Source organism: Pseudomonas rhodesiae (assembly GCF_013285305.1).
Taxonomy (GTDB): domain Bacteria; phylum Pseudomonadota; class Gammaproteobacteria; order Pseudomonadales; family Pseudomonadaceae; genus Aquipseudomonas; species Aquipseudomonas rhodesiae.
Genome location: NZ_CP054205.1, coordinates 2,482,524 through 2,508,693 on the forward strand (window position 1 = coordinate 2,482,524; position 26,170 = coordinate 2,508,693).

Sequence of the window (26,170 nt, forward strand, 5' to 3'; positions counted from 1 at the left end):
CAATGCCTCTGGAGCCGTAAGCATGACCGACTACGTACCCCCTAAAGTCTGGACCTGGGACACCGAAAGCGGCGGCACCTTCGCCAGTATCAATCGGCCGATTGCCGGCGCGACCCATGACAAGGCACTGCCGGTGGGCAAGCACCCGCTGCAGTTGTATTCCCTGGCCACGCCCAATGGGCAGAAGGTCACCATCCTGCTGGAAGAGTTGCTGGCCCTGGGGCACAGCGGCGCGGAATACGACGCCTGGCTGATCAAGATCGGTGACGGCGATCAGTTCGGCAGTGGCTTTGTCGAGGTCAACCCCAATTCCAAGATCCCGGCGCTGATGGACCACAGCGGCCCCGAGCCGATTCGCGTGTTCGAGTCCGGCGCGATCCTGCAGTACCTGGCCGAGAAATTCGGCGCGTTCTTTCCCTCTGAGCCTGCGGCGCGGGCTGAATGCCTGTCGTGGTTGTTCTGGCAGATGGGCAGCGCGCCGTACCTGGGCGGTGGCTTCGGGCATTTCTATGCCTATGCGCCGAGCAAGATGGAGTACCCGATCAACCGTTTCGCCATGGAAACCAAGCGTCAACTGGACGTGCTCGACAAGCGCCTGGCGGTGAGCGAGTACATCGCCGGCGATCAATACACCATCGCCGATATCGCCATTTGGCCTTGGTATGGCGGATTGGTGAAAGGTCGTCTGTATGAGGCAGCAGAGTTTCTGTCGGTGCATGAATACAAACATGTGCTGCGTTGGGCGGACGCCATTGATGCGCGCCCGGCGGTGCAACGTGGGCGGCGGGTGAATCGGGTCTCGGGCGATGCACAATTGCCCGAACGCCATGACGCGAGTGATCTGGACTGAAGGCCAACACGGTAGGAGGGCAAGCCGCTCCTACCGTTACAGGGTCTTCGCTGTGACTTACCGGATCACGGTGGTGGATTCACTGCGGCTGGCGATCCTCAGCCCGCCCAAGACCTGAGCAGCCACGAAAGGCACGCCATCGTCGCCGCTCTCAAAAGCCCCGGCGGCAACATCCGCCTGGCCGCCCGGCAACTGAACGTGTCCCGGGGCGGGCTGTACAACAAGATGAGTCGGTTCGGGCTGAATGCTGCAGATTTTCGCGGTGCATAAATGTGGGAGGGGGCTTGCCCCCGATAGCCGTAGGTATCTGCACAACGTTGGCTCAACGCTAAAAGCGCGGCGGATAGGGCTGTCGTGATGAGCGGGCTTATCCCGCGCTGGGCTGCGCAGCAGCCCCAAAATCAGCCTCTACAGAGTGTCTGATACACCGCGATCTTCTTGACTGGGGCTGCTGCGCAGCCCAACGCGGGACAAGCCCGCTCGCCACAGGGAGATTTGTCAGGGTCTGAAAGGTTGCGTAGATACCCTTGCCCCGATAGCGGAGTGTCAGTTGACATCTACTTACCTGATCCACCGCCATCGGGGGCAAGCCCCCTCCCACATTTTCTAACCGCATTTCAGGCAGTTGATGGAGCGATCCACAGTGGTTTTGGCAATTTCCAGCAAATGCCACACCGCCAAGATCTTCGCCCGCTCCGGGCTTTCCAGTTGCTCTCCACAATCCAACGCAGTCGCCGACGCACTGTCGAGCAAACTGGCGGTGTAGAGCAGGGCATCTTCAAAACTCAGGTCTTCGTTGACGGAGTGAATGCCTTGGGTGGGGAGATAGTGATCGATGGCGCGGTTGAAGGCGGCGCGGTCTTTGGCGGGATCGAAGGGTGGGTCGGGTACGACTTTATTCATTGTGCAACTCCTATTGAGCTAAGGAGCTACCGCCAACGCTGCTAAACGAGGGTGGCAGCTGTACGCGGGTTAGCAGACCGGTCAATAGGAAAACCAGCGCACCCGAAGGTGCCCCGCGCACAGCCACCATAAACGCAGATGTGAACCGTGTGCCTATTGACGTCAGGCTGCTAAACCCGATCACTGATGAGCAGTGACGGACCGCAGACTAGCCACCGATTCCAGCAGGCACAAGGCGGCCAGGATTGTCTAGGAAACGTCCTGCAATTAAAAGGGACCGGCCTTGCTGGCCCTTTACAAACCATGACAAAACGCCAGCTGCCAACAATGAAACGCAGTCGATGTGGGAGGGGGGGCAAGCCCCCTCCCACATAAGATTTATGCCGGGTTGAGACGGGTGTTATATCAACTCAGCAGCCCGGTGCTGACGGCCACAATCAGGAACGCCCCCAGCAGCGCGCGGTAGATCACGAAGGGCCAGGTGGAGAACCGCTCCAGGAATTTCATCAGGCCCCAGATCGCGAAGAAGGCCGAGACACTGGCCACCACCAGCCCGAACAGCAAATGCGGCCAGGCATGGGCAGGCAGCTCGGCGTGCAGCAGCACCCACAGCTCCTTCAACCCCGCCAGGGCAATGGCCGGCAGGCCCAGCAGGAAGGAAAAGCGCGCGGCTTCTTCGCGTTTGAAGTTGAGGAACAGCGCCGCAGTGAGGGTCGAGCCGGAACGCGATACGCCCGGAATCAACGCGCCAATCTGCGCGACACCGACGATCAGCGCATCCCGCAGGCGCATCTGGCTGACCTCACGGGTATGCCGGGCTCGCAGCTCGGCCGCCGCCAGTAGCACCGCCATCACCACACAGGAAATCCCGATCACCATCAGTCCGCGCAGCGGCGAGTTGCAGGCGTTCAGGGTCGAGGACAACGCCAGTCCGGCGATGCAGATCGGCACCGTCGCCAGCACAATCGCCACCGCCAGCTTGAACCACGGGCTGTCGTAGTCGCCCTGGCGTACTGCACCGATGCTGCCGCTGACCACCTGGCGCACATCGCGCCAGAAGTAGCTGACCACCGCCGCCAGCGCCGCCAACTGCATGGCGGCGGAGAACGCCGAGCCGGGGTCTTGCCAGCCGAGCAGGGCGGGTACCACGCGCATATGAGCCGTGGAGGACACCGGCAGCAGCTCGGTAATGCCCTGGATCACGCCCAGGATGAAAATCTGCAGGTAATCCAGGGAGGCGAAGCCCACATCCAGGCCGGCGGTACAAACGTTGGTCAAAGTGCGTGTCCTTGAAAAAGTGGCGAACCGGCGAAGTCTATTCGAAATGTTTCGAGAATTTGGCCGAGGCCATGGCTAACTGCGATCCGTTCAGCCAGCAGAAAGGTTCGCCGCGCGCTTGGCCCCTGCCGGGGTTTTGTGAACAATGGCGCCCTGTTTTTTTCTGACTGAGCGCCCTATGCCTGAAACCACCGTGGAATTGATCCAGACCGGCCCCGAAGAGGCCGAGTTGATCCGCAATCTCTACCAGTACTACGCCTACGAGTCGTCGGACTGGGAGCAGGAAGATGTCGAGGCCGATGGCCGTTTTTACATTCACGACGAACACTTGGCCCGCTATTGGCAAGACCCGCGCTGGAGCGCCAACCTGCTGTTGGTGGACGGCTATATCGCCGGCTTCCTGCTGATCGAAGACAGCGAGCTGCCCGGCATCGACGCGCTGGAGCTGGCTGACCTGTTTATTCTCAAGCGCTACCGCCGCAAAGGCATCGGCCGCGCCATTGCCAACCAGGTGCTCTGCAGCGGCCAGACAAATTGGCTGGTGCGCTTTTATGATCAGGATGAAGTGTCACAGGCGTTCTGGCGCACGGTGCTGGATAACCTGCCACGCCCAGTGCAGATGCTTGAGCTGGATGACGACCCGCAACTGCTGAGCTTTTTGATTACCCGAGCGGCGCTGCATTAAACGCCTGTTGCATCGCCTGGGGAGGCTGGCCGAACGCCCGTAGAAACGCCTGGCGCATGCGCTCGCGATCACCGAAACCGGTCTCGCGGGCCACCACTTCCACCGGGTGCCGGCTGGTTTCCATCAGCGCCCGCGCGGCTTCCACCCGCAGGGCTTCGATCGCCTTGGCCGGGGTTTGCCCGGTTTCCTCGCGGAACACTCGGCTGAACTGGCGCGGGCTCAAGCGCGCCACATCGGCCAACGCCTCCACGGAGAGGTCATGGGTCAAGTTCTCGCGGGCGTAGGCCAGGGCCAACTGCACGCGGTCGGATTTGGGGTCCAGTTCCAGCAGCGCCGACAGTTGCGACTGCTCGCTGCCACGGCGCTGGGCGATCACCAGTTTGCGTGCGATGCGCCGGGCGAGGTCGCTGCCCAGGTCGTTTTCCACCATGGCCAAGGCCATGTCGACGCCAGCGCTCATGCCGGCGCCGGTCCAGACCTGGCCGTCCACCACAAACAGTTTGTCGTCTTCCAGGCGGATGTCCGGGTAGCGCTTGCGAAAGGCCGGCGCGTGAATCCAGTGGGTGGTGGTGCGCTTGCCCGCCAGCAGGCCGGCCTCGGCCAGCACGAAGATGCCCATGCACAGCGAGGCCACGCGTCGTGATTGCGCGGACGCGGCCTTGACCATGTCCAGCAGGTTGGCTTCCGGCAGGCGGAATTCCAGGTAACCGCTGACGATCAGCGTGTCGTAGCCCTGGGGACGAATCGGCGAGGTGTTTACCGAAAAGCCCTGGGACGTCATCACCGCGCCGCCGCTTTCCGATACCAAGTGAAACTCATAGGCCGGCTCGCCGCGCAGCAGGTTCGCGCACTCGAACACCGAACCCAGGCTGAGGCTCAGGGACTGGAAGTTCGGGTAAACCATCAGCGCAACGCTGTGCATCGTCATTCTCCAAGGGGCGCGGGAGGGGGGATTGTCGGCGTGTACCGGGTAAACGGCAACTGGCGTGGATGGCATGTCCGGAATCCTTGCGGATCTGACATTGTGGGCATCCGGCCTGCCTCCTACCATGGCTCCACGCACTAGACGACTGGTCTAATCGGCAGGAGTGAAGCATGAGCAACCCTAGTAAAGACGCACGCCAGATGATTCTGCAAACCGCGCAAGCGATTGTCGGGCGCAAGGGTTTTTCCGCGGTTGGGCTGACCGAAATCCTGCAGGCCGCCGATGTGCCCAAAGGCTCGTTCTATCACTACTTCGATTCCAAGGACGCGTTCGGCGTGGTGTTGCTCGACACCTACTTCGACCATTACGTACTGGGCATGCAGCAACTGTTCGACCAGCCGGGGCTGAGCCAGCACGCCAAATTGATGCGTTATTGGCAAGCCTGGATCGACAACCAGACCGGCTGCACCGATGCGGGCAAATGCCTTGCCGTCAAACTCGGTGCCGAGGTGTCAGACCTTTCAGAGCCGATGCGTCTGGCGTTGCAACGCGGTACGTCGCGCACCATCGATTTACTCGGGGTAGCGCTGCAACGTGGCATCGACGACGGCTCCCTCAGCTTTACGCAGCACCCGCAGCACCTGGCCCAGCGTCTTTATGCGTTGTGGTTGGGCAGCAGCGTCATGAGCAAAATCACCCGTACATCGGCGCCGTTCGATGCGGCGCTTGGGTTGACCCAGCACCTGTTGGGCGGCCCCGAACACACTGACATTCACACCGATCGAGGCACTGGAAAATGAAAGTATTAATGGTACTGACCTCTCACGACCAGCTCGGCGATACCGGGCGCAAGACTGGCTTCTGGCTCGAAGAGTTTGCCGCGCCGTATTACGTGTTCAAGGACGCCGGCGCCGAGCTGGTGCTGGCATCCCCAGCCGGTGGCCAGCCGCCGCTGGACCCGGTCAGCGATGCACCGGATGCGCAAACCGAACAGACCCGCCGCTTCGCCGCCGACCCGGCCGCGCAACAGGCGCTGGCCAATACGGTCAAGCTGGATTCGGTGAACGCCGCCGATTTCGACACGGTGTTCTACCCAGGCGGCCACGGCCCGCTGTGGGACCTGGCGGAGTCGCCGACCTCCATCGCACTGATCGAGGCCTTCGAGCGCGCCGGCAAGCCCATCGGTTTTGTCTGCCACGCACCGGGGGCGTTGCGCCACGTCAAGGCGGTCAATGGCGAGCCGCTGGTCAAGGGCCGTCGCGTCACCGGTTTCTCCAACTCCGAAGAAGCTGCCGTGGGCCTGACCGAAGTCGTGCCGTTCTTGATTGAAGATGAGTTCAAGACGCTCGGCGGCCACTACCAGAAGGGCGCCGACTGGTCGTCCTTCGTGCTTGAGGACGGGCTGTTGATCACCGGCCAGAACCCGGCCAGCTCTGCCGATGTGGCCAAGTCCCTGCTGAAACTCACCGCTTAAGTTAACCCCCCTGCGCTGTATTCATTGGCGACTCCAACGAGTCGCCAATGCTTCTGCTCGCCTCGAATTTGGAATATCGCAATGACTGACAGTCTCTTGAACACCCCGGTAAAACTCGGGCATCACACCTTGAACAACCGCGTCGTGCTGCCACCCCTGACCCGCCAGCGCAGCGCGCAACCGGGCGACATCCCCACCGCGCTGATGGCCGAGTATTACCGCCAGCGTGCCAGCGCCGGCTTTATGGTCAGCGAAGGCACCCAGATCGAACCGCGCGGCCAGGGCTATGCCTGGACGCCGGGTATCTACTCACCGGCCCAGATCGATGGCTGGCGCAAAGTCACCGATGCGGTGCACGCCGACGGCGGGGTGATCTTTGCCCAGCTCTGGCATGTGGGCCGCGTATCCCATAACGCCTTGCAACCGGACGGTGCGGCACCGGTGGCACCCTCCGCGCTCCCGGCCTTGCAGGCCAAAGCCTTTATCCAGACCGGCCCGGGCGTCGGCGAGCTGAAGCAACCGCCGGTGCCGCGCGCCTTGAGCGCGCTGGAAATCGAAGAATTAGTCGCACAGTACGCCCAAGCGGCCCGCAATGCGCTGGACGCCGGCTTCGACGGCGTGGAGATCCACTCGGCCAACGGTTACCTGGTCAACCAGTTCATCTCGGCCCATTCCAACACCCGCGACGACAAATACGGCGGCTCGCTGCACAACCGCCTGCGCTTCCTGCGCGAGATTGTCGAAGCGGTGTGCAAAGTGGTCGGCCCGGAACGCCTGGGCGTGCGTTTTTCGCCGCTGTTCAGCGGCACCGATCAGGACCGCGTGTACATCGGCCTGGTAGAAGAAGACCCCCATCACACCTACATCGAAGCGATCAAGGTGCTGGAAGAATCGGGGATTGCCTATGTGTCCATCGCCGAAGCTGACTGGGACAACGCGCCGGACCTGCCCGACACCTTCCGCGAAGCGGTACGCAGCACCTTCAGCGGCCGCATCATCTACGCCGGGCGCTACACCGCCGAACGCGGCGAGCGTCTGGTGCAGGCGGGGTTGGCGGATTTGATCGCGTTCGGACGGCCTTTTATCGCCAACCCGGACCTGCCCCAGCGCCTGTTCAATGGCTGGCCGTTGAACCCGCTGCGGGAAGAGGGAATGTACGGTGGCGGTGAGGCGGGCTATATCGACTATCCCACCTACCTCAGATAATCACTCGGACAATGTGGGAGGGGGCTTGCCCCCGATAGCGGTAGGACAGTCACAGCATCATTGACTGACCCACCTCTATCGGGAGCAAGCCCCCTCCCACATTGATTTGTAGTGTTTTTGAATCAGGCGACCTGCAACACAATCTTGCCGATATGATCGCCGCCTTCCATCCGCGCATGGGCCTGGGCGGCGTCGGTGTAGGGGTAGACCTTGTCGATGATCGGCAGGCAGCGCCCGGCGGTGAGGACCGGCCAGATGTACTCGCGCAGTTGCTCGGCGATGGCGGCTTTTTCCGCGCCGGTGCGTGCGCGCAGCAGGGAACCGGTAATCACCGCGCGCTTGGCGAGGATGCTCAGCAGGTCCACGTCATGGGCCTTGCCGCCGCCGAGGAAGCCGAGCATCACCAGGTGCCCGTCCATGGCCAGGGACTTGAGGTTATTGTTCAGGTACGAGGCGCCCATGATGTCGAGGATCACATCTACGCCATGGCCGTCGGTCTGTTGGGCGATGACATCGGCGAAGTCCTGCTCGCGGTAATTGATCGGTTCGGCGCCGAGTTTGGCGATGGCCGCGCATTTGTCGGCGCTGCCGGCGGTAGCGAACGCCTGGATGCCAAACTCGCGGCACAGCATCAGCGCGGTGGTGCCGATACCGCTGGTGCCGCCGTGGATCAGCACGCGCTGGCCGGTATGGGCATCGCCCAGGCCGAACAGGTTGGCCCAGACGGTGAAGAAGGTTTCCGGTACGGCGGCGGCCTGGATCCAGTCCATGCCTTCGGGGATCGGCAACGCCTGGCCGGCCGGAACCGCGCAGAACTGCGCATAACCGCCGCCGTTGGTCAGCGCGCAGACCTTGTCGCCGATGGCGTATTCGCTAACGCCGTCGCCTAGCGCCACCACTTCCCCAGCCACTTCCAGCCCGGGGATCGGGCTCATGCCCGGTTTCATCGGGTACTTGCCGGCGCGTTGCAGAGCGTCGGGGCGATTGACCCCGGCGGCGTGCACACGAATCAGAATCTCACCGGGGCCAGCCTTTGGCACCGCCGCCTGACGTGGTTGCAACACCTCGGGGCCACCGGGGGTGGTGATTTCGATCAAGGTCATTTCTTTTGGGAGTGTCATTCGAACGTTCCTGCAGCGATGAGCGTATGGGGTGGGACCGCGCCAAGCGGCCGGCGGTTCAGCGCGCGACGGTGAGCAGGTCAGCACAAGGCTGCAAGCGTGGGTGTGCATCTGCCCGCACCATCGGTGGCACCAAAAGACCAACGAACAGGAAGCATATATGAATGACGGCAAAAACCAGGACTTCGGGCTGCTCTTTTTGCGCGTGAGCGGGGCGCTGTTTCTGCTGTGGGTGCATGGTTTGCCCAAGGTGCTGCACTACAAGGAACAACTGACGCTTATCGAAGACCCGTTCCACCTCGGTGCCCACGTGACCCTCGGGCTGGCGATTTGCGCCGAGGTGCTGTGCCCGCTGCTGATCGTGGCCGGGGTGCTGGTGCGTCTGGCGTGCCTGCCGATCATTGCCGTTTTGGTGATCGCCATGCTGGTGGTGCATCCGGAGTGGACGCTATTGGAGGGCCAATTCGGCTGGCTGCTGCTGATCATCTTCACCAGTCTTCTGATCGCCGGGCCTGGGCGGTTGGTGGTGGGCCAGCGTTTCTCTTGAGCAAAAAAAGGCCGGGCAAGCCCGGCCAAAACGAGAGGGTGTTTCAGCGGCTCAGGAACGCCAGCAGGTCTTCATTGAGTGCCTGGGCGTGGGTCACGGCAAAACCGTGGGGGGCGTCTTTGTACACCTTCAGCTCGGCGCCCTTGATCATCTCGGCGGCCACCTTGCCGGTGGTTTCGAACGGCACGATCTGGTCACCGTCGCCGTGGATCACCAGGGTCGGTACATCGACCTTGGCCATGTCGGCGCGGAAGTCGGTTTGCGAGAACGCGCTGACGCAGTCCACGGTCGACTTGAGGGACGCCAGCATGGCGATCTGCAGGGTCTGCGACAGCACGCCGTCGGAGACGGTCTGGCCTTTGTTCAGGCCGAAGAACGGCGTGTTGAAGTCCGCGATAAATTGCGCGCGATCCTTGAGCAGGCCGGCCTTGATTCCGTCGAACACTTCAGCCGGCACGCCCTGCGGGTAATCCGCAGCCTGGCCGAAAATCGGCGTGACCGCGCCCAGCAACACCAGGCCGGCAACCCGCGCGCTGCCGTGGCGCCCGATGTAGCGCGCTACGTCGCCGCCGCCCATGGAGAAACCGACCAGCGTCACGTCGCGCAGGTCCAGGTGTTCGATCAGTTGCGCGATGTCATCGGCGAAGGTGTTGTAGTCGTTGCCGGTCCACGGCTGGTCGGAGCGGCCGAAACCACGGCGGTCGAAGGCGATGGTGCGGTAGCCGCGACTGCTGAGGTATTCCATCTGGTATTCCCACATATCGGCATCCAGTGGCCAGCCATGGCTGAACAACACGGGCTTACCGCTGCCCCAATCCTTGTAGTAGATCTGGGTACCGTCTTTGGCAACGAATGTGCTCATGGAAAACTCCTGGGTGGGTGAAAACCGTCACTATTGGGGTAAAGCGAATGGGCGGCTTGTACGCCTGTGCTTGCTTGAGGGTCACCAACTGAACTTGAGTTCGACCCCCAGGTAGTTGCTGTCATCGCCACCGGCGTCGCGCAGGGTTTGCCCGACCTGATAATGCACCGCCTCCACGGCGCCGCTGAGGTTGCCGGTAAAGGCATAGTCGGTGCGCAGTTGTGCATAGGCCCCGGTCCAACGCTCGCCCTGGCCCGCAGTGCCGGCGACCGGCAGGTTGGGCTGAGTGTAGACCGCGTCCTCGGTGGTCTGGCGCCAGAGCAAGCCGATGGCGGTTTGCACGCTGAGCTTGTCGATCGGCTTGACGGTGATGGACGGCTTGACGTGGATCAGGTTGCTGTACCCGGTGTAGCCGGCCAGGGAAAAATAATAGCCATTGGGGAACAGCGGGTTGAACGTACCGAGCGTGCCGTCACCGCTCTTGCGGTCGCCCGAGGCGATGTCCAGTTGCAGACCGATGCGCGGCTTCCAGGCCAGGCTGTCGAACGTGTAGCCAGTGCGGCTACCACCGGCCCAGGCGCGAATATCCTTGCTGCCCACCGCGCCGCTTTGCAGCATCCCTTCGATGTCCCAGTCAAACCCCATGGCCGCGCCGCCCAGGCGTGCGTCGAACAGGTGGCGGGTTTCGTCGCCGTCCGCGTCCAGGTAGTGCGCGGCGCTGCGTTCGTACACGCCGTAATAGGCCGACAGCTCATTCTTGCCGCCCACCAGGCGCTCCACCCGGAGTAAGTGAAAGCGCGCGTCGCTGTTCGACTTGTCGTCGAAGTGCCGGCCGTCCTGGTACTGCACCGGTTGGCTGGCGAGGCCGATAAAACGCCAGTCGGCGGTCTCCCAGTCGGCCCACAGCGCATCGAACGACTGGCGCACATTCGGCCCGTCCCGCGATGAGATAAAACGCTGCAGGTCGAAGGCAAAGTCCTGGCGCCCTACGCGAGCTTTCAGGGTGCCGCTGTCGAAGCGCTTCACGTATTCGGCGAACGCCAGGCGCAGGTCAACGCGGTTCTGGTCGGCCCCGCCCACTGTGGTTTTGTCGTAGGCCCGCACATCTTCAAGCTGGGTGAACAGCCGCCAGTGTTCGTTCAGGTGCAGGTCGGCGTGTACCTGAAAGCGCTGGATCAAATAGCGATCGCGGGCCACGTTCTTCACACCGAAACCGCTGGCGTCGTTCATCTCGAAGCGTTCGCGCAGCGTCGCGCCCAACGACAGGTAGGTGAACGGGTTGGCGCTGGACAAGGGTATGTACTTCAGGTTGTCCAACGGCTGCGTGCGCAGCGCCGGATCCTTGAGTACCGACCAGTCTTCCTGCCAGCGATTGGTCTTGATCGTCGGGCGCGCCGGCTGCGGGTCGGCGTGGACGCTGCCGACCAGCAGCGGCCACAGCACGGCCAGGCTCCAGCCCGTACGACGAATCATTGGGCCGCGTTGAGTTGGTGAATCTCGGCGACGTAGCCACCCGGGAATTCAACCAGTGCGCTGCGCCGGCCTTTGCCGTCGAACGTCGGCACCAGCACCTTGGCGCCGGAACCAGTGGCCTTGCCCAGGGTGGCGCTCAGGTCGGCGACTTGATAGCCGGTGGTTTCATGCCCGAACGGGTAGGGCAGTTGACCGTTGGTGACCAGCACCGCCATGCGCCCGAACGGCGACTCGATGTCCACGCGACGGTAGGTGCCGTTGGCCTGGCCCACCTCTACGCCGGGTGCGTGTTTGTCATCACCCAGAACTTTGCCGTGGGAAAACCCCAGAAAGGCTTTGATGAACTCATCGGCGCGGTCGGCGGACAGGTACACGCGGTTTTCCGGCACGGTCTGGAACGCGGCGTAGTCCGGGGTCTTGGTGTGCCAGTAAAGCTGCATGTTCACACCGCCTGGCCACTGCACCACGGCGTCGCGGCCGATGGGGTCGGGGAAGTCGCTGACGATCACCGCCGCGCCGTTTGCCCGCGCGGCCTTGAGCGCCACGTCCATGTCCTTGACCAGATAACCGTTGCGTTCCTGGCCGAAGGGGTGCGGGATCGGCGTGGTAAAGCCGAACAACGACACGGTGCCGGCCGGCGTCTGCAGCAATTGCGAAGTGGTGCTGCTCGGCACCGGCAACACGTTTACCACCACCTGGGGCGTGCTTTTCCCGCCGAAGGTGGCAAGAAAGCTCTGGGCAAACCGATCCACATCCGCCGGGGCGACGTACACATGGCTGGTGTCATATTGCGGCGCTACGGCCACGCTTGGTGTCGCCGCGAATGCGTTGCCCATCATTGCGCCGGCCAGCAGCGTGACTGCCAGGCTTGCCCTGATTGCTTTGTTAACCATGCCCATTCTCCAGCGTTCTAGATGATCGAAAGCCGTGAGGTTAGGCGCCGGTGCGCAGGGGGAATTGTACGGGCGTGCTCGGTTGAACGTTTCAGCGTCTATGCTAGTCCACTGACCTCCAACGTCAGATCACATAGGTGAACGAAATGGCCAAGACTTACAGCTACGCCGCTCGGGACTCCAAGGATTCGCTCAAGCCCTTTACCTTCGAGCGCCGCGCGCCAGGGGCGGACGATGTTCAGATCGACATCCTCTACTGCGGCGTGTGCCACTCCGATTTGCACACCGCGCGCAACGAGTGGAACAACACCCTTTACCCTTCGGTACCCGGCCACGAAATCGTTGGCCGCGTGACGGCGGTGGGCGCCAATGTGAAGAATTTCAAAGTCGGCGACCTGGCGGGCGTCGGTTGCATGGTCGACAGCTGCCAGCACTGTGCGTCGTGCGCCGAGGGCGAGGAGCAGTACTGCGAGAACGGCTTTACCGGCACCTACAATGGCCCGGTGTTCGGTGGTGAAAACACCTATGGCGGGTACTCGGACAACATCGTGGTCAAGGAGAAATTCGTGCTGCGCATCTCCCACGATGCCAGCAACCTGGCCGCCGTGGCGCCGCTACTGTGCGCCGGCATCACCACCTATTCGCCGCTGCATCACTGGAAGGTTGGGCCGGGCAAAAAAGTCGGCGTGGTCGGCCTTGGTGGCCTCGGCCATATGGCGGTGAAAATTGCCCACGCCATGGGCGCCCATGTGACTTTGTTCACCACCTCGCCGAACAAGCGCGAAGACGGCCTGCGCCTGGGTGCCGACCAAGTGGTGGTGTCGAAGAACCAGGACGAAATGGCCGCCGTGGCCAACAGCCTGGACTTCATCCTCAACACCGTGGCCGCGCCGCATAACCTCGATGCGTTCCTCAACCTGCTCAAGCGCGACGGCACCATGACCCTGGTCGGTGCCCCCGACAGCCCGCATCCGTCGCCGACGGTCTTCAACCTGATCTTCAAACGCCGCAGCCTGGCCGGTTCGCTGATCGGCGGTATCCAGGAAACCCAGGACATGCTGGACTTCTGTGCCAAGCATGGGATTGTCTCGGACGTGGAAATGATCGACATCCAGGGCATCAATCAAGCCTATGAGCGCATGCTCAAGGGCGACGTGAAGTACCGCTTCGTGATCGATATGGACAGCTTGAAAAAGGAAAGCCACGCGGCTTGAAATTCAATCTGCCAACCCCTCTAGACCCCCTGCCACAGGGGGTCTGATTGGCTCAAACAGTTATCGAATAACTCAAGGCCGCTGTGGTTTGACCGATGTGCCGAAGGTATTGCCCATGCGCACGCTGGTCGCTGCCGGGGTGGCCAGGCCCACTTTGTTCGGTGGGCGTTTTTCCACCCCGATGTTTTGCGCTTCACGGTTCTTGCTGGCCGCCTTCGCCGCCCGTGTGTCGTTGCCCATCTGCTGGCTCAAGCAGGCATAGTCGGGCGCTTTATACCCATCCACCGTCACCTCGGCGCAGCCATTGGCTGGGGGGGCGGCGGCGTGGGCAAGTGAGGCAAGTGTGGCGCACAGCAACAGGCTGGCAATGCACATCAAGCGTTTCATCGAGGGCCTCCTGGCGGGTCGTGGGCAATGGCCGGTCACGCTCGCCAGTCTAGTGCAGCGCGCCTTACGTCACCGTGATGTTTTTTTTGCTATCACCGTAACATCAGATTCATAAACTGGCCTCAGGATGACGGTTTTCTAGGGCGCGTCGACCGTGCAGCGAGGCAAAGCGTGGGGTGAACAAAGGGCCTGGCGGCGCGCTGTATGCGCCCTGGCCTTGCTTTGCCTGCTGGCCGGCGGCGTGGCCCAGGCCGATGCGCCACTGCTGACACTTAACCTGCCGGCGCAGGACCTGGAACACGCCCTGCAAGCCTACAGCCGCGCCACCGGCATGGCGGTGCTGGTGGACCGCGAGTTGACGCGGGGCCGGCGTTCCATCGCGGTGCGCGGGCGTTTCACCGCGCAGGACGCACTGGCGATGTTGCTGACAGGGAGTGGCCTGATGGCCCGTTATGCACGCAGCGATGCGTTTACCTTGCAGATCCCCGAGGTCAGCCCGCCGACGCCCACCCAAGGCGCGGCGGCGCGTCAGGCGGCGCGGATCAACAACAGTTATGCCACGGCCTTGCAACAGGCCATCGAGGCCAGCCTGTGTCGTTCGCCCCTGACCCGCCCCGGCAGTTTTCGTGCGCTGGTGCAGGTGTGGGTCAACCGCGATGGCCTGATCGAACACAGCCGGCTGGTCAGCTCCACCGGCGATGAACAACGCGATGACGCTCTGGTTCGCAGCCTGGCCGCTACCCGGGTCGAGCGCTCGGCGCCCAGTTCGCTGCGCCAACCGGTAACGTTGCTTTTAATGCCAGACACAACAGGAACACGCATGGAATGCACAGCAGCAAAAGGAGCCTGGAGCGGATGAAAGATACCGGGCACAGCACGATGGTCAGCTTGTTCCTGGCCTCCTATGAGGACTTCAAAGTCCGCCTGCGCAAGCGCCTGGGCTCGGAGGACCTGGCCAACGACGTGCTGCACGAAACCTACCTGCGGGTGGACCGCATGCAAGTACCGCCCAACCTGGCGCAACCCAACGCTTACCTGTACCGCATGGCCTTGAATATCGCCGCTGACCGCCGCCAGGCCGATGCACGCCTGCTTACCGGCAGCGAGGTGGAAGAACTGCTGCAAAGCGCCGATGAAGCCCAGGACCCGTCGCGGGTGGTGGGCGGCCAGAAAGAAATCCAGTCCCTGGTCAAGGCCCTCTACGAGCTGCCGGCGCGGCGCCGCAAGATCCTTATCGCCGCGCGCCTGGAAGAGGCGCCGCACCTGGAAATCTCCCAGCGTTTCGGCATTTCCACGCGCATGGTCGAGAAAGAAATCAAGGCTGCCCTCGGCCACTGTGCCAAGCGCCTGGAAAGAAAAGCGATTCAGCGGTTCGGTCCCGGCGCCGGAAAACCGTCTTAGTGTTGAGTCCCTGATAAAACCGTGAGTATGTGCGCGCTTGAATATTTTCCGCTTCCCCACCGCCCGGCAAACGCCTGCCGACCCTTTGCACGATGAAGCCCGCGACTGGCTGGCCCTGCTGACCTCGGGCCGCGCCACCGTGGCCGATGCCAAAGCGCTCAAAGCGTGGTGCGCCCAGAGCCCTGCGCATGCCCAGGCATTCGAACAGGCCAAAGGGTTGTGGCAGCACTTACGCGTGGCCGCCGAGCAGGCCGAGCGCCCACGGTCCATGGGGCGCCGTGCGTTTCTCGGCGGCGCGCTGGCGGCGTCGGCGGCGGCGTTTATGGTGCATGTCGGCGTGCCCGGTGGGTTGGCCGGGCTGACAGCGGATTACCGCACCGACGTCGGCGAGCAACGGCACGTGGCCTTGAGTGACGGGGTGAGCCTGGAACTCAACACCCAGACCCGCATCAGCCGGGTCGGGCAGGGCATCGAATTGCTTGAAGGCGAAGTGGAAGTCATCGCCCACGCCGCGCAGCCGCTCAAGGTCCAGGCCGGTGCCGGCTGGATCAGCGCGGCGCAGGCGCGTTTCAATGTGCGCCACACCGACCACAATGTCTGCGTGACCTGCCTGGACGGCGCGTTGTCGGTGGACGTTGGCGGACGCAACGTGCGCCTGGACAGCGGCCGGCAGCTCACCTATGGCGCCGCCGGCCTGGGCGAACCCCAGGCGGTGGACACCCAGGCCGTGGTGGCCTGGCGCGAGCAGGTGCTGGTGTTCAACAACGCCACCCTGGCCACTGTGGTCGATGAGATCAACCGCTACCGCCCGGGCATGCTGGTGCTGCTCAACAAACAACTCGGCCAGCGCCGCGTGCAGGCGCGTTTCAGCTTGCAGCAACTGGCCGGTGTGGCCCTGCTGATCCGCGATGCCTACGGGGCCAAATGCACGGAGTTGCCGGGTGGGGTGGTGTTGCTGAGTTGAGTGTTGGGTGATCCCTCTCTGACCCAGAGGAATTTAACTGTGGGAGGGCAAGTCTCCTCCCACCTTTTGAACTGTTGACACGTCCAGCTGTGGCAGCGGGCTTGCCCCCGATGGCGGCCTGACAGCCGACCCGGAGGTTGGTGGTGAGCAGGCTTGCTGTGGTGAGAGGGCTTGCTGTGGTGAGCGGGCTTGCCCCGCGCTGGGCTGCGAAGCAGCCCCATCCCAGGCGATGTGGTTTAGCTGACACACCGAGGTGCCTGGGTTTGGGGCCGCTTCGCAGCCCAGCGCGGGGCAAGCCCGCTCACCACAGAGTTATTTCCAGCCTTAAAACCTGTGTAGGGATCTATGGCTATCGGAGCCAAATGCACCTAGCCACCGGTTGGTGGCCCAGAGGAATTTAACTGTGGGAGGGGGCTTGCCCCCGATGGCGGCCTGACAGCCGACCAGGATGTTGGGGCAGATTGAGTACATATCCGTTGCCGCGGTCACGGCGGCTATGGGTTCCGCCTTTACGGCGGGTCACTTTTGGAAGAGCGCCAAAAGTAACCAAAAACGCTTTGCCCCACCACTCGGCACCTCGCCTAGGCTCGGTGTGCCCGTAATCCGACATTGATTTGGAGGGCCGCCGCCACGCGCCATCCATGGCGCGGGGCGGCTAAGCCGGCATCCCTGCCGGCTTACCCCCCAAATCAATGCCGAATTCCGGCCAGCGTGGTTAACGGGGCGCCTGAGATCAAAAGCAAAAGCAAGAGCAAGAGCAAGAGCAAGAGCGGCTCGCTTCGCATCGTGGTTAGGGTTGGTGGCTGCATATCTTCGGTGGCATAGCCTGAGAACATGAGGTTCTCGTGGTGAGCAGGCTTGCTGTGGTGAGAGGGCTTGCTGTGGTAATGGAATGGACGCCCCCTTCCTAACGGCATCTATGTGCCAAAGTTAAAGTGTTACCCACACTTAGCGGAAGGGAGCGTCCTCATGCAGCTTACGACTGTTTCGGTTGACTTGGCAAAAAACGTGTTTCAACTTCACGCGATCGATCAACAAGGAAAAACAGCGCTAAGGAAGCAGCTTAAACGTGAGCAGGTTGTCCCTTTTTTTGCCAACCTGGAGCCCTGCCTAGTGGGCATGGAGGCATGTGGCGGAGCCCACTATTGGGCAAGAAAACTGCAGGCACTTGGTCATACGGTCAAGTTAATGGCTCCGCAATTTGTGAAGCCCTACGTGAAGTCGAACAAAAACGATGTAGCTGACGCAGAAGCGATCTGTGAAGCCGTTACTCGGCCTAACATGCGCTTTGTGCCGATCAAGACGGTAGAGCAGCAAGCTATTTTGGCGGTGCATTGCGCACGGCAAGGGTTTGTAAAGGCCAGAACGGCACAAGCTAATTCGATTCGTGGGCTCCTTGGAGAATTTGGCGTGGTCTTGCCTCAGGGCATTCGACATATCGTCGAGCGTTTGCCGGATATTTTGGAAGATCATGAAAACGCTCTTCCTGGATCGTTACGCCAACTGATGCAGCGCTTGATGGAGCATTTCAAAGAGCTGGATCGACAGGTCGTCGAGTTGGAACGAGAGATTCAACAATGGCATCGCAGCAATGAAGGCAGCTGCCGCCTGGCAGAAATCCCAGGCGTTGGCCCGCTCACTGCAACCGCGCTAGTGGCGTCAGTGGGTGACGCGAAAAACTTCAGTAACGGTCGGCAAATGGCGGCATGGTTGGGGTTAGTGCCGCGACAACACTCCAGCGGAGGCAAGCCCACGTTGTTGGGGATCAGTAAACGGGGCGATGGTTATTTACGCACCTTGCTGATTCATGGCGCACGCTCGATGGTTCGAGTGGTGGAGAGCAAGACAGATCCTTCGGCGGATTGGCTGAAGGGGTTATTGGCTCGTCGTCACACCAACGTTGCTGTCGTTGCACAGGCTAATAAAACGGCCCGGATAGCCTGGGCATTATTGGCCCATGGCACCAAGTTCCGACCCGACTACACCCCCGACGTAACGGTGGCGTAGCCGGCCCGGTGAAATGAAAAAGTGATGCGTTAGAAGGAGTACTTCCAAGGTTGCTCAGGCGATCATGACGTGATGGCAAGACAGGTAGGACCGGGATCGGGTAACTCTGCCCTGCTCACAGCGCTTCGAGCGCGTTGTGGTGATAAGAGCCCGATCAGCGAATTCCATCAGGGACAGAGGCACCGCCTCACTTAAAGTCCGGATGTATGGCTGCAACCTTATCCCGTCTGTGTTTTCACGAATTGAGTGCTTGGCATACTGGGGGCGTCCATGTATGAGCGGGCTTGCCCCGCGCTGGGGTGCGAGCAGCCCCAAACCCAGGCACCTCGGTGTGTCAGTTAAACCACATCGCCTGGAATGGGGCCGCTTCGCAGCCCAGCGCGGGGCAAGCCCGCTCACCACAGAGTTATTTCAGCCTTTGAAACCTGTGTAGAGATCTATGGCTATCGGGGCCAAATGCACCGAGCTACAGGTTGGTGGCCCAGAGGAATTTAACTGTGGGAGGGTGCTTGACCCCGATGGCGGTGGGTCAGCCATACCTGTATCAGCTGACACGCCCTCATCGGGGCAAGCCGCCTCCCACAGTTTGCTCTTGCTGGGCAGAAACGCTACCGCAACGGCCCCACCACCTGGCGATAGCGTTCCACGCCTTGAGGTGTCTGCCTGACCAGTCGGATCTCCAGCCCCAACGGGTCATCGCGGCGGTTGCCGCTCAGTTGGCGCCAGCCTTTGTCGGCTTCCCATACCCGCACTTGCAAGTCGCTGACGCCACTCAATACCAGCCCCCCATCCTTGGCCGCCGGCAATGGAAAGCGCGCGCGTGCCGGCGCGGCCGCGCGGTACAGGTCGTCGCCTTTGAGCCACCAGCGCACCCGTTGCAAGCCAGTGCCGGGGATGGCGGCGCTGCGGATCACCTCTAGCCTGAAGCCCTTGGTGTCGGAGCTGCGCACCGTCAGCGCGGCCAGTCCGTCCGGGGTCTTGGTTTCGTCCGTCGGAACGCTCAATTCCACGCTGGCCCGTAGGCTGATGTCGCGCTCCAACTGGTTCAAGGCCCGTAGCAATGCTTCGGTCTGTTCGGTGCTTGCCTGTAGGTGTTGATCGGCGCGGGTGACGCTGTCCAGGCCGCGCCAGGCGATCAGGCTGACCACCGCCATCAGCAAAATCGCCACCATCACTTCGATCAGGGTGAAGCCTTGCTGCGCGCGGTTCATGGTGCGCTCACCACGCGCAGCACACCGGCGGCGTCCCGTTGCAGGCTGAGGCGGTGTTGCCCGTCGGACAGCAGCACTCGCAACGGCGGCTTGATCCATTCGGCGTCAAGCACCAGGGTTTGGCGGGGCTCGATATCGATGTGCATGGGCGTGCTTTGCCACGGTCGCGGGCGCAATTGAGGATCGCCTTGGAAGGTGTCCAGGCTTAAACCATCGTCGCTGCGGCGGCTGAAGCGAAAGCCCTTGGCGTCCGCGCGCCAGGTAATCGGGCGACCGTCCGCGCGGGCTTCGGCCTGGGCCACTTGTAGCAATTGGCTCAGGCGTTCGGCGTCCTGGCGCAGCAGGTGCAGCGGGTCGGGCTTGATGCTCAGGCTGATGGCGGCACTGGCGATGCCGATGATCACCAGCACCACCATCAGCTCGATCAGGGTGAAGCCGCGTTGGTTCATCGGTCGGTGCCCGGTAAGTCAGGGTGTTTGTGAAATAAAAACGTGCGAATTGCGCGGTAGGCTGATGGCACGGACAAACAGGAGGTCCCGCTCATGGCAATTTCCCTGCGTTTTTGCGCAGCCCACGGCGTGCAGCTCGGCGCGCTGCTGGCCGCGTTGGCTGCTGTGGTGGTGTGGACGCCGCTGTTGCTCACGTCCGCCGAATCCCATACGCCCGCTGCCACGCCCCAGGCCCTGGCGGCGCGCAGCGATAACCCGGCATTGCAATGGTTCTCCACCACGCCGGCGGCAGTGCAGGTCAAGGTTACCGGGGTGCTGGCCGGGGCCCGTGGCGCGGTGGCGATCCTCAGCCTCAACGACGGCCCGCCGCGCAGTTTCCAGGTGGGCGAACGCCTCGCCCCAGGGGTGCGCTTGACGCTCATTGAAGGCGACGCGGTGCAGATCGAGCGCGGCGGCGAAACCCTGCAGGTCAAGATGAACAAATTGCCGGATGCGCCGGCGCTGGCGCCGCTCACTCGGCCCTGACCTGGGTGGTCAGGCGCGCCAGCGGTGGCGCCTCGCGGCTGGCGTCGAGTACTTGCACCTGCACCTGATACAGCGGGCCCGCACGTTCGATGGTCTGCTCGCAGCGTAATTTCAAGCGGCCCTGATCACAGTCGAAGGTCTTCCTGCCACTGCGCAGTTGCCCCTCCAGACGCAGCTCCGCCAGGCGACTCTGAGCCGCAAGCAAGGCCATGGACTTGTCCCGCAGCAGGCCGTTGCTCTGGGTCATCACCCCGGCCACGCGCACGGCGGCGGCCATGGCCACGGCGATAATCGCCAGCGCCACCAGCACTTCAATCAACGTAAAACCTTGCGCGTGGCGATAGCCGTGCATGGCGCTCTCCAAGCCCGGAAACAGGCCCGCAGACTAGCGCGGCGAGTTGACCGATTGGCGACCGAAACTCCCGAGGATTTTCAATACGACTGACATGTCTTCTTGCAACACTGCGCCCCGAACTGCACTCACCCCAAGGAATGTCGAGATGGATATCGCGCGCCTGACCTGCCCACTGCCCAGTCCTCGCGGCCAGCGTGGTTTTACCCTGATCGAGATCATGGTGGTGGTGGTGATCCTCGGGATTCTCGCCGCAATGGTGGTGCCCAAAGTGCTCGACCGTCCGGACCAGGCCCGCGCCACCGCCGCCCGGCAGGACATCGGCGGGTTGATGCAGGCGCTGAAGCTCTATCGCCTCGATCACGGCACTTACCCGAGCATGAACCAGGGCCTGAAAGTGCTGGTGGAGCGCCCGGCGGATGCCAAGAACAGCAACTGGCGTGCCTACCTCGACCGCTTGCCCAACGACCCTTGGGGCCACCCGTATCACTACCTCAACCCGGGTGCCAATGGTGAAATCGACGTGTTCTCCCTGGGCGCCGACGGCCAACCCGATGGCGACGGTGTGAATGCCGATATCGGCTCCTGGCAGTTGTAAGGCCCGCCATGAAACGGCATTCGCCCATGACGGCGAAGCAGCGCGGCATCGCGATTATCAGCGCCTTGCTGATCGCGGCGGTGGTGGCGGTGATTGCCGCCGGCCTGCTGACGCGCCAGCGCGTGTTCACCCGCAGCCTGGAGGCCGAACAATTGCGTATCCAGGGCCAGTGGCTATTGCTCGGTGCATTGGAGGACAGTCGGCAGCGGCTATGGGAGGCGCGTCAGAAGGACGTGCTGACCCGTCTCGACCAACCGTGGGCGCGTGCTCAAAAAGGCCTATTTGAAGGGCGCCTGGAAGACGAGCAGGGCAAGTTCAACCTGCGCAATCTGGTCAACCGGGGGCGGCCGGATGCCGAGCAGGTGCAGAACTTCGAACGGTTGTGCGGCTTGATCGGCGTCGACGGGGCGTTGAGTCGCCGCATCAGTCAGCGGGTGATCGCCTCGTATGACCAAACCGAGCAACCGGCCAAGTACCCGATGCTGCGCAACCTTGACGACCTGAGCAGTGTGGAAGGGCTCGACCCGCTGCTGTTGCAGCGCATGCAGGGGTTTGTCAGCGTGTTGCCCGGGGTCACCTGGGTCAACGGCAACACCGCCCGCGCCGAAGTGCTCAGTGCGGTGGTACCGGGGTTGAGCCTGAGCCAGGCCCAGGCGCTGGTGGCCGAACGGGACGGCGGGCGCTGGTTTATCAACCGTGGCGATTTCGTCAACCGCCTGCACTTGCCCCAGGTGGCGGTGGAGTCGGTGCTGGTGGGCATCACCAGTGAGTGGTTTCGCCTGCAAGGCCAGACCCGCCGCGAACAGCGCCGGGTAACCCTCGACGCCTTGCTGCACCGCCCGGAAAACCGCCAGCCCCAAGTGATCTGGTCGCGGGTGGGGGCATGAAGCGCCTGCGTATCGGCTTGCCGCCCCTCGACCAACTGAGTGTCGACAGCCCGGTGACCTTCGTCTGGCTTGAACGTGGCGCGGTGGTGGCCCACGGGCAGGCCAGCCTGGCCGAACTGGGCAAGACTCGCCAGCCCTTGGACTGTTTTCTGCACCCGCGCGACAGCCTGCTGACCTGTCTGGATCTGCCGCCGCTGCCGCCGAGCAAAACCCATGCAGCGGTGACCTGCGCGGCGCAGGCGCTGGTGCTGGGGCCGCTGGAGCAGATGCACGTCGCTCACGGCCCACGGGGCAGCGATGGGCGCGTGCAGGTGGGCTGGGTGCCCAAGGCCGGGCTGGCGCGGTTGGATCAAGTGTTGAGCCAGGCACAATTGAAGCTGCGCGGTCTGTATCCGGCGCCCTATGCCTTGCCGGTGGGCGGCGCAGCGTTAGAGGACGGCTACGGCCTGAGTCGCGACAGCCTGCACCTGGCGACGGTGCATCCGCTGGGCTTGCCGCCACTGGCGACGCCCCCGCTGGAGCCCGCGCAGCGCTGGAGCGGTGCGCTACCCGGCTGGGGCTTGCAGGCGCGCCCAAGCCAACCGTCGGGCGCCGGCTGGGGTAGGGCGCTGGCGTGCGTCGCGCTGGCCGTCGCCCTCTGGACCCTCGGCCTCAACTTGTACGCTGCCCGCCAGGCGGACGCGGGCCAACGGCTCAAGACGCAGATGAGCCAGCAAGTGCGCCAGGCGTTTCCCGAATTGCCGGTGGTGCTCAACCCTTTGCAGCAGGCGCGACAACAATTGGCCGCGCGCCAGGGCGGTACGGACACCGGCCCACGTTTCAGCGCCTTGCTGCAACTGGTCGGCAACCACCTGCCGTTTATGGTCGGCAGTGTTGAGCAATTGACCTTCGAGCAAGGCCGCCTGCACCTGGCGCTGCTGGCCGGCAGTCGTCAGCCGGCGCAGCCGGGGGAATGGCAAGCGGCGTTGGCCCAGGCCGGGTATGCCGCCACGCGCGATGAGCAGGGCTGGAGCATCGGCCCCACACAACCTGTCGAGAACGCCGAGGCCAGCGATGAATAAGTGGCTACGCGTGCGCGGCCAGGCCCAGGTGTTCTGGGCCGCTCTGGCCCAGCGTGAAAAACGCCTGCTGATCGGTGCCGGGCTGCTGCTGGCCAGCCTGTTGACCTGGCTGGTACTGGTGCAGCCGGCCTTGAAAAAAATCGCTTACTGGCAGGCCGAAACCCCCAAGCTGCGCGCCCAGGCCGAGGCCTTGCAGGTGCTGCTGCAGGATGTGGCCGCACCCCAGGTCGCCGACGACAACGCGCTGCGCCAGGCCCTTGATGGCGCCGGTCTGCGCGGCCATTACCAATTGCAGACTCTGGACCCCGGCGCATGGCGCCTGACCTTCGACAATGCCCCGGCCGACGCGGCGCTGGGCTGGCTGCTGGGCAATGTACGCACGTTTTCTCTGGAGGTGTCCGAGGCGCGTCTACAACGTGCCGGGGATGCCGTCGACAACTCGGCCGGCACTGTGTCCGGGACCGTTCGCATGGATCAGGCGCTTGGCGCTAAGGACGCTTCATGAAGTGGTCAGTCCCCCCGTTTCGCACCGTTGCGCCGCTGCTGTTGCTGGCCCTCAGTGCGTGCAGTTCCCAGGAGGCGCACAAACCCTTGCTGGTGGACAGCGAACTCGGCCAGCCCTTGGCCGACACCCGCCGTAGCGGTGCAACCGCGCTGGATCGCCAACGCGAGCCGGCCGCCAGGCCCCCGGTCAAACACGCGGTGACCAGCAGCGCCCGTGGCCAGGCCCCGGCCACCGTGAAGGTGCGCAACCCGCTGGGGGACCAGCCGGTGCAGCTCAACTTTGTCGATGCCGATATCCAGGCGGTGGTGCGCGCGTTGTCCCGTGCCACCGGCCAGCAATTCCTGGTGGACCCTCGGGTCAAAGGCAACCTGACCCTGGTCAGCGAAGGCCAGGTACCGGCCCATCAGGCTTACGACATGCTGCTGGCGGCATTGCGCATGCAAGGTTTCAGCGTGGTGGATGTGGGCGGCGTGGCCCAAGTGGTGCCGGAGGCGGATGCCAAGCTGCTCGGCGGGCCGATCTACAGCGCCGGCAGCAGCGGCATGCAGACCCGCACCTTTCGCCTGCAATATGAGAACGCGGTGAACCTGATCCCGGTGCTGCGCCCGATCGTGTCGCCAAACAACCCGATCAACGCATACCCCGGCAATAACAGCATCGTGATCACCGATTACGCCGACAACCTCGCGCGCGTCGCGCAGATCATCAGCGGTATCGACACCCCCAGTGCCATCGACACCGATGTGGTGCAGGTGCAGAACGGCATCGCGGTGGACATCGCAGCCATGGTCGCCGAACTGTTGGAGACCCAGGGCGCGGACCCGACCCAGAAGATCAATGTGGTGGGCGACCCGCGCTCCAACGCCATCATCATCCGCGCCGGCAGCCCCGAGCGCACCGAGCTGGCGCGCAACCTGATCTACAAACTCGACAATGCCCAGAGCAACCCCAGCAATATGCATGTGGTGTATTTGCGCAACGCCCAGGCCGGCAAACTGGCGCAGTCGTTGCGTGGGTTGCTCACCGGCGAAAGTGAGTCGGGGGTCAGTGATGAAGCGCGCAACAAGCTCAGCGCCATGGGCGGCAACAGCCTGAACACGACAGCTGGCGGCGCAGCCCCGGCCGGCAGCGGCGCGCCCACCGGCAGCGGCGTGCAGCCGGTTTATGGGCAAACCGGCGCCGCCACCACCGCAACCAGCGGCACCAGCGCCGCCAGCGATCAGAACACCGCGTTCAGTGCCGGCGGCGTGACCATCCAGGCCGACGCCACCACCAATACCTTGCTGATCTCCGCGCCGGACCCGTTGTACCGCAACCTGCGTGAGGTGATCGATATGCTCGATCAGCGTCGCGCTCAGGTAGTGATCGAAAGCCTGATCGTCGAGGTAGGGGAAGATGACGCCACCGAGTTTGGCGTGCAATGGCAGGCCGGCAACCTGGGGGGTAAAGGTGGGTTCGGCGGCGTCAACCTGGGCGGCACTGGTATCAATGGCAGCCCCGCCAGCAAAACCAGTATCGACGTGCTGCCCAAGGGCCTGAATATCGGCCTGGTGGACGGCACCGTGGATATCCCGGGGATCGGCAAAGTGCTGGACCTCAAGGTGCTGGCCCGTGCGTTGAAAAGCAAAGGCGGCACCAATGTGTTGTCCACGCCGAACCTGCTGACCCTGGACAACGAAGCTGCGAGTATTTTCGTCGGCCAGACCATTCCCTTCGTCACCGGCAGCTATGTGACCGGCGGCGGAGGCACCAGCAACAACCCGTTCCAGACCGTCACGCGCGAAGAGGTCGGGCTCAAGCTCAACGTACGCCCGCAGATTTCCGAAGGCGGCACGGTGAAGCTGGATATCTATCAAGAGGTCAGCAGCCTGGATGCGCGGGCAACCGTAAGTGCCGGCGCGGTGACCAACAAGCGCGCGATCGACACCAGCATCCTCTTGGATGACGGGCAGATCATGGTGCTCGGCGGCCTGTTGCAGGATGGCTACAGCCAGAGCAACGACGCGGTGCCGTGGCTGTCGGATATCCCCGGGCTGGGGGCGCTGTTCCGCAATCAAAAGCGCAGCGTCAACAAGACCAACCTGATGGTGTTCCTGCGGCCCTACATCATCCGCGACAGCGGCGCCGGGCGCAGCATTACCGTGAACCGCTACAACTTCATGCGCCGCGCCCAGGGCGCATTGCAACCGGAACACAGTTGGGCCATGCCGGATGTGCAGGCGCCGCAGTTGCCGGCGGTGGAGAAGGCGATTCCGGGCGCGCAACCGGGGCCGAGGGCTGCTATCCGCGCAGTGCCGGTGGACGCACGACCATGAAGTTAAATGAAGATCCAAATGTGGGAGGGGGCTTGCCCCCGATGAGGGTGTCTCAGCCACAGATGGACAAACTGATC

At 63.1% G+C, this 26,170-nt stretch carries 28 protein-coding genes and 1 pseudogene; 18 read left to right on the forward strand and 11 right to left on the reverse strand.

Annotation, left to right across the window (positions count from 1 at the left end):
* Window positions 1-22 precede the first annotated feature (22 nt).
* Both yghU and HRH33_RS11365 read left to right on the forward strand, forming a co-directional pair.
* Window positions 23-850 carry a glutathione-dependent disulfide-bond oxidoreductase gene (gene yghU, locus HRH33_RS11360; protein WP_167418636.1) on the forward strand — a complete coding sequence of 276 codons (828 nt, stop codon included), beginning with the start codon at window positions 23-25 and terminating at the stop codon, window positions 848-850.
* A gap of 105 nt (window positions 851-955) precedes the next feature.
* Window positions 956-1,120: pseudogene (locus HRH33_RS11365) on the forward strand (helix-turn-helix domain-containing protein); the annotation flags it as partial.
* A 336-nt stretch (window positions 1,121-1,456) separates the two neighbouring features.
* On the opposite strand, the gene HRH33_RS11370 reads toward HRH33_RS11365, so the two are convergent.
* Window positions 1,457-1,753, reverse strand: a complete 297-nt coding sequence (locus tag HRH33_RS11370) for a DUF6124 family protein (RefSeq protein WP_034138715.1) — start codon at window positions 1,751-1,753, stop codon at window positions 1,457-1,459.
* A gap of 405 nt (window positions 1,754-2,158) precedes the next feature.
* The gene (locus HRH33_RS11375) at window positions 2,159-3,031 is read right to left on the reverse strand and encodes an undecaprenyl-diphosphate phosphatase (protein ID WP_123480808.1); all 873 of its coding nucleotides are present in this window, start codon (window positions 3,029-3,031) and stop codon (window positions 2,159-2,161) included.
* A gap of 178 nt (window positions 3,032-3,209) precedes the next feature.
* Here HRH33_RS11375 and HRH33_RS11380 point away from each other — a divergent pair, with 178 nt between their 5' ends.
* Window positions 3,210-3,716 carry a GNAT family N-acetyltransferase gene (locus tag HRH33_RS11380; protein WP_034096896.1) on the forward strand — a complete coding sequence of 169 codons (507 nt, stop codon included), beginning with the start codon at window positions 3,210-3,212 and terminating at the stop codon, window positions 3,714-3,716.
* On the opposite strand, the gene HRH33_RS11385 is transcribed toward HRH33_RS11380, so the two are convergent.
* A complete protein-coding gene (locus HRH33_RS11385) occupies window positions 3,694-4,638 on the reverse strand; it encodes a GlxA family transcriptional regulator (RefSeq protein ID WP_034096897.1) in 945 nt (314 codons plus the stop codon). The genes HRH33_RS11380 and HRH33_RS11385 overlap by 23 nt on opposite strands.
* Before the next feature lie 203 nt (window positions 4,639-4,841).
* Between HRH33_RS11385 and HRH33_RS11390 the strand changes: the two genes are divergently transcribed.
* The 3 genes from HRH33_RS11390 (at window position 4,842) to HRH33_RS11400 (ending at window position 7,321) form a co-directional block, all read left to right on the forward strand.
* On the forward strand, window positions 4,842-5,441 hold the full coding sequence (locus tag HRH33_RS11390; protein WP_425326824.1) for a TetR/AcrR family transcriptional regulator: 600 nt from the start codon (window positions 4,842-4,844) through the stop codon (window positions 5,439-5,441).
* A complete protein-coding gene (locus HRH33_RS11395; protein ID WP_167418634.1) occupies window positions 5,438-6,115 on the forward strand; it encodes a type 1 glutamine amidotransferase domain-containing protein in 678 nt (225 codons plus the stop codon). Before HRH33_RS11390 ends, HRH33_RS11395 begins: the two co-directional genes overlap by 4 nt.
* 81 nt (window positions 6,116-6,196) lie before the next feature.
* Complete coding sequence (locus tag HRH33_RS11400; protein WP_167418633.1) at window positions 6,197-7,321, forward strand: alkene reductase; 1,125 nt, start codon at window positions 6,197-6,199, stop codon at window positions 7,319-7,321.
* A 122-nt stretch (window positions 7,322-7,443) separates the two neighbouring features.
* On the opposite strand, the gene HRH33_RS11405 is transcribed toward HRH33_RS11400, so the two are convergent.
* A complete protein-coding gene (locus HRH33_RS11405; protein WP_167418632.1) occupies window positions 7,444-8,442 on the reverse strand; it encodes an NAD(P)H-quinone oxidoreductase in 999 nt (332 codons plus the stop codon).
* 160 nt (window positions 8,443-8,602) lie between these two features.
* Here HRH33_RS11405 and HRH33_RS11410 point away from each other — a divergent pair, with 160 nt between their 5' ends.
* Window positions 8,603-8,989, forward strand: a complete 387-nt coding sequence (locus HRH33_RS11410) for a DoxX family protein (RefSeq protein WP_167418631.1) — start codon at window positions 8,603-8,605, stop codon at window positions 8,987-8,989.
* A 43-nt stretch (window positions 8,990-9,032) separates the two neighbouring features.
* Here the strand turns inward: HRH33_RS11410 and HRH33_RS11415 are convergent, their stop codons facing one another.
* The 3 genes from HRH33_RS11415 to HRH33_RS11425 all read right to left on the reverse strand — a co-directional run bounded on the left by HRH33_RS11415 (window position 9,033) and on the right by HRH33_RS11425 (window position 12,217).
* On the reverse strand, window positions 9,033-9,851 hold the full coding sequence (locus HRH33_RS11415; RefSeq protein WP_047882882.1) for an alpha/beta fold hydrolase: 819 nt from the start codon (window positions 9,849-9,851) through the stop codon (window positions 9,033-9,035).
* An 81-nt stretch (window positions 9,852-9,932) separates the two neighbouring features.
* On the reverse strand, window positions 9,933-11,324 hold the full coding sequence (locus HRH33_RS11420) for an alginate export family protein (RefSeq protein WP_167418630.1): 1,392 nt from the start codon (window positions 11,322-11,324) through the stop codon (window positions 9,933-9,935).
* Window positions 11,321-12,217, reverse strand: a complete 897-nt coding sequence (locus tag HRH33_RS11425; protein WP_034096905.1) for a VOC family protein — start codon at window positions 12,215-12,217, stop codon at window positions 11,321-11,323. Before HRH33_RS11425 ends, HRH33_RS11420 begins: the two co-directional genes overlap by 4 nt.
* A gap of 146 nt (window positions 12,218-12,363) precedes the next feature.
* Here HRH33_RS11425 and HRH33_RS11430 point away from each other — a divergent pair, with 146 nt between their 5' ends.
* A complete protein-coding gene (locus HRH33_RS11430) occupies window positions 12,364-13,431 on the forward strand; it encodes an NAD(P)-dependent alcohol dehydrogenase (RefSeq protein ID WP_094066864.1) in 1,068 nt (355 codons plus the stop codon).
* Between the two features lie 72 nt (window positions 13,432-13,503).
* Here the strand turns inward: HRH33_RS11430 and HRH33_RS11435 are convergent, their stop codons facing one another.
* Window positions 13,504-13,818 (reverse strand): hypothetical protein, encoded by a 315-nt coding sequence (locus HRH33_RS11435; protein ID WP_034096907.1) that lies wholly within the window; start codon window positions 13,816-13,818, stop codon window positions 13,504-13,506.
* A gap of 217 nt (window positions 13,819-14,035) precedes the next feature.
* Between HRH33_RS11435 and HRH33_RS11440 the strand changes: the two genes are divergently transcribed.
* The 4 genes from HRH33_RS11440 to HRH33_RS11455 all read left to right on the forward strand — a co-directional run bounded on the left by HRH33_RS11440 (window position 14,036) and on the right by HRH33_RS11455 (window position 18,190).
* A complete protein-coding gene (locus HRH33_RS11440) occupies window positions 14,036-14,677 on the forward strand; it encodes a secretin and TonB N-terminal domain-containing protein (RefSeq protein ID WP_173603446.1) in 642 nt (213 codons plus the stop codon).
* Window positions 14,674-15,219 (forward strand): RNA polymerase sigma factor, encoded by a 546-nt coding sequence (locus tag HRH33_RS11445; RefSeq protein ID WP_034113023.1) that lies wholly within the window; start codon window positions 14,674-14,676, stop codon window positions 15,217-15,219. The genes HRH33_RS11440 and HRH33_RS11445 overlap by 4 nt, the downstream gene beginning before the upstream one ends.
* 37 nt (window positions 15,220-15,256) lie before the next feature.
* Window positions 15,257-16,183 carry a FecR family protein gene (locus HRH33_RS11450; RefSeq protein WP_167418628.1) on the forward strand — a complete coding sequence of 309 codons (927 nt, stop codon included), beginning with the start codon at window positions 15,257-15,259 and terminating at the stop codon, window positions 16,181-16,183.
* A 969-nt stretch (window positions 16,184-17,152) separates the two neighbouring features.
* Window positions 17,153-18,190: an IS110 family RNA-guided transposase gene (locus HRH33_RS11455; protein WP_031891578.1), complete on the forward strand. Its 1,038-nt coding sequence runs from the start codon at window positions 17,153-17,155 to the stop codon at window positions 18,188-18,190.
* Window positions 18,191-18,798: 608 nt separating this feature from the next.
* On the opposite strand, the gene HRH33_RS11460 is transcribed toward HRH33_RS11455, so the two are convergent.
* On the reverse strand, window positions 18,799-19,401 hold the full coding sequence (locus tag HRH33_RS11460) for a PulJ/GspJ family protein (protein ID WP_167418384.1): 603 nt from the start codon (window positions 19,399-19,401) through the stop codon (window positions 18,799-18,801).
* Window positions 19,398-19,850: a type II secretion system minor pseudopilin GspH gene (gspH, locus tag HRH33_RS11465; protein ID WP_167418383.1), complete on the reverse strand. Its 453-nt coding sequence runs from the start codon at window positions 19,848-19,850 to the stop codon at window positions 19,398-19,400. Before gspH ends, HRH33_RS11460 begins: the two co-directional genes overlap by 4 nt.
* Before the next feature lie 93 nt (window positions 19,851-19,943).
* Between gspH and HRH33_RS11470 the strand changes: the two genes are divergently transcribed.
* Window positions 19,944-20,375, forward strand: a complete 432-nt coding sequence (locus HRH33_RS11470) for a type II secretion system protein N (protein ID WP_167418382.1) — start codon at window positions 19,944-19,946, stop codon at window positions 20,373-20,375.
* Here the strand turns inward: HRH33_RS11470 and gspI are convergent.
* On the reverse strand, window positions 20,362-20,727 hold the full coding sequence (gene gspI, locus HRH33_RS11475) for a type II secretion system minor pseudopilin GspI (RefSeq protein ID WP_034113028.1): 366 nt from the start codon (window positions 20,725-20,727) through the stop codon (window positions 20,362-20,364). The two genes, HRH33_RS11470 and gspI, sit on opposite strands and share 14 nt — an antisense overlap.
* 148 nt (window positions 20,728-20,875) lie before the next feature.
* Between gspI and gspG the strand changes: the two genes are divergently transcribed.
* From gspG to gspD, 5 genes are read left to right on the forward strand one after another with little or no spacing between them, the layout of a single operon-like run.
* The gene (gene gspG, locus HRH33_RS11480; RefSeq protein ID WP_034096914.1) at window positions 20,876-21,325 is read left to right on the forward strand and encodes a type II secretion system major pseudopilin GspG; all 450 of its coding nucleotides are present in this window, start codon (window positions 20,876-20,878) and stop codon (window positions 21,323-21,325) included.
* 8 nt (window positions 21,326-21,333) lie between these two features.
* A complete protein-coding gene (gene gspK, locus HRH33_RS11485; protein WP_167418381.1) occupies window positions 21,334-22,212 on the forward strand; it encodes a type II secretion system minor pseudopilin GspK in 879 nt (292 codons plus the stop codon).
* A complete protein-coding gene (gene gspL / locus HRH33_RS11490; protein ID WP_167418380.1) occupies window positions 22,209-23,273 on the forward strand; it encodes a type II secretion system protein GspL in 1,065 nt (354 codons plus the stop codon). Before gspK ends, gspL begins: the two co-directional genes overlap by 4 nt.
* A complete protein-coding gene (gspM, locus tag HRH33_RS11495) occupies window positions 23,266-23,778 on the forward strand; it encodes a type II secretion system protein GspM (RefSeq protein WP_167418379.1) in 513 nt (170 codons plus the stop codon). Before gspL ends, gspM begins: the two co-directional genes overlap by 8 nt.
* Window positions 23,775-26,093, forward strand: a complete 2,319-nt coding sequence (gene gspD, locus HRH33_RS11500; RefSeq protein WP_167418378.1) for a type II secretion system secretin GspD — start codon at window positions 23,775-23,777, stop codon at window positions 26,091-26,093. Before gspM ends, gspD begins: the two co-directional genes overlap by 4 nt.
* Window positions 26,094-26,170 lie beyond the last annotated feature (77 nt).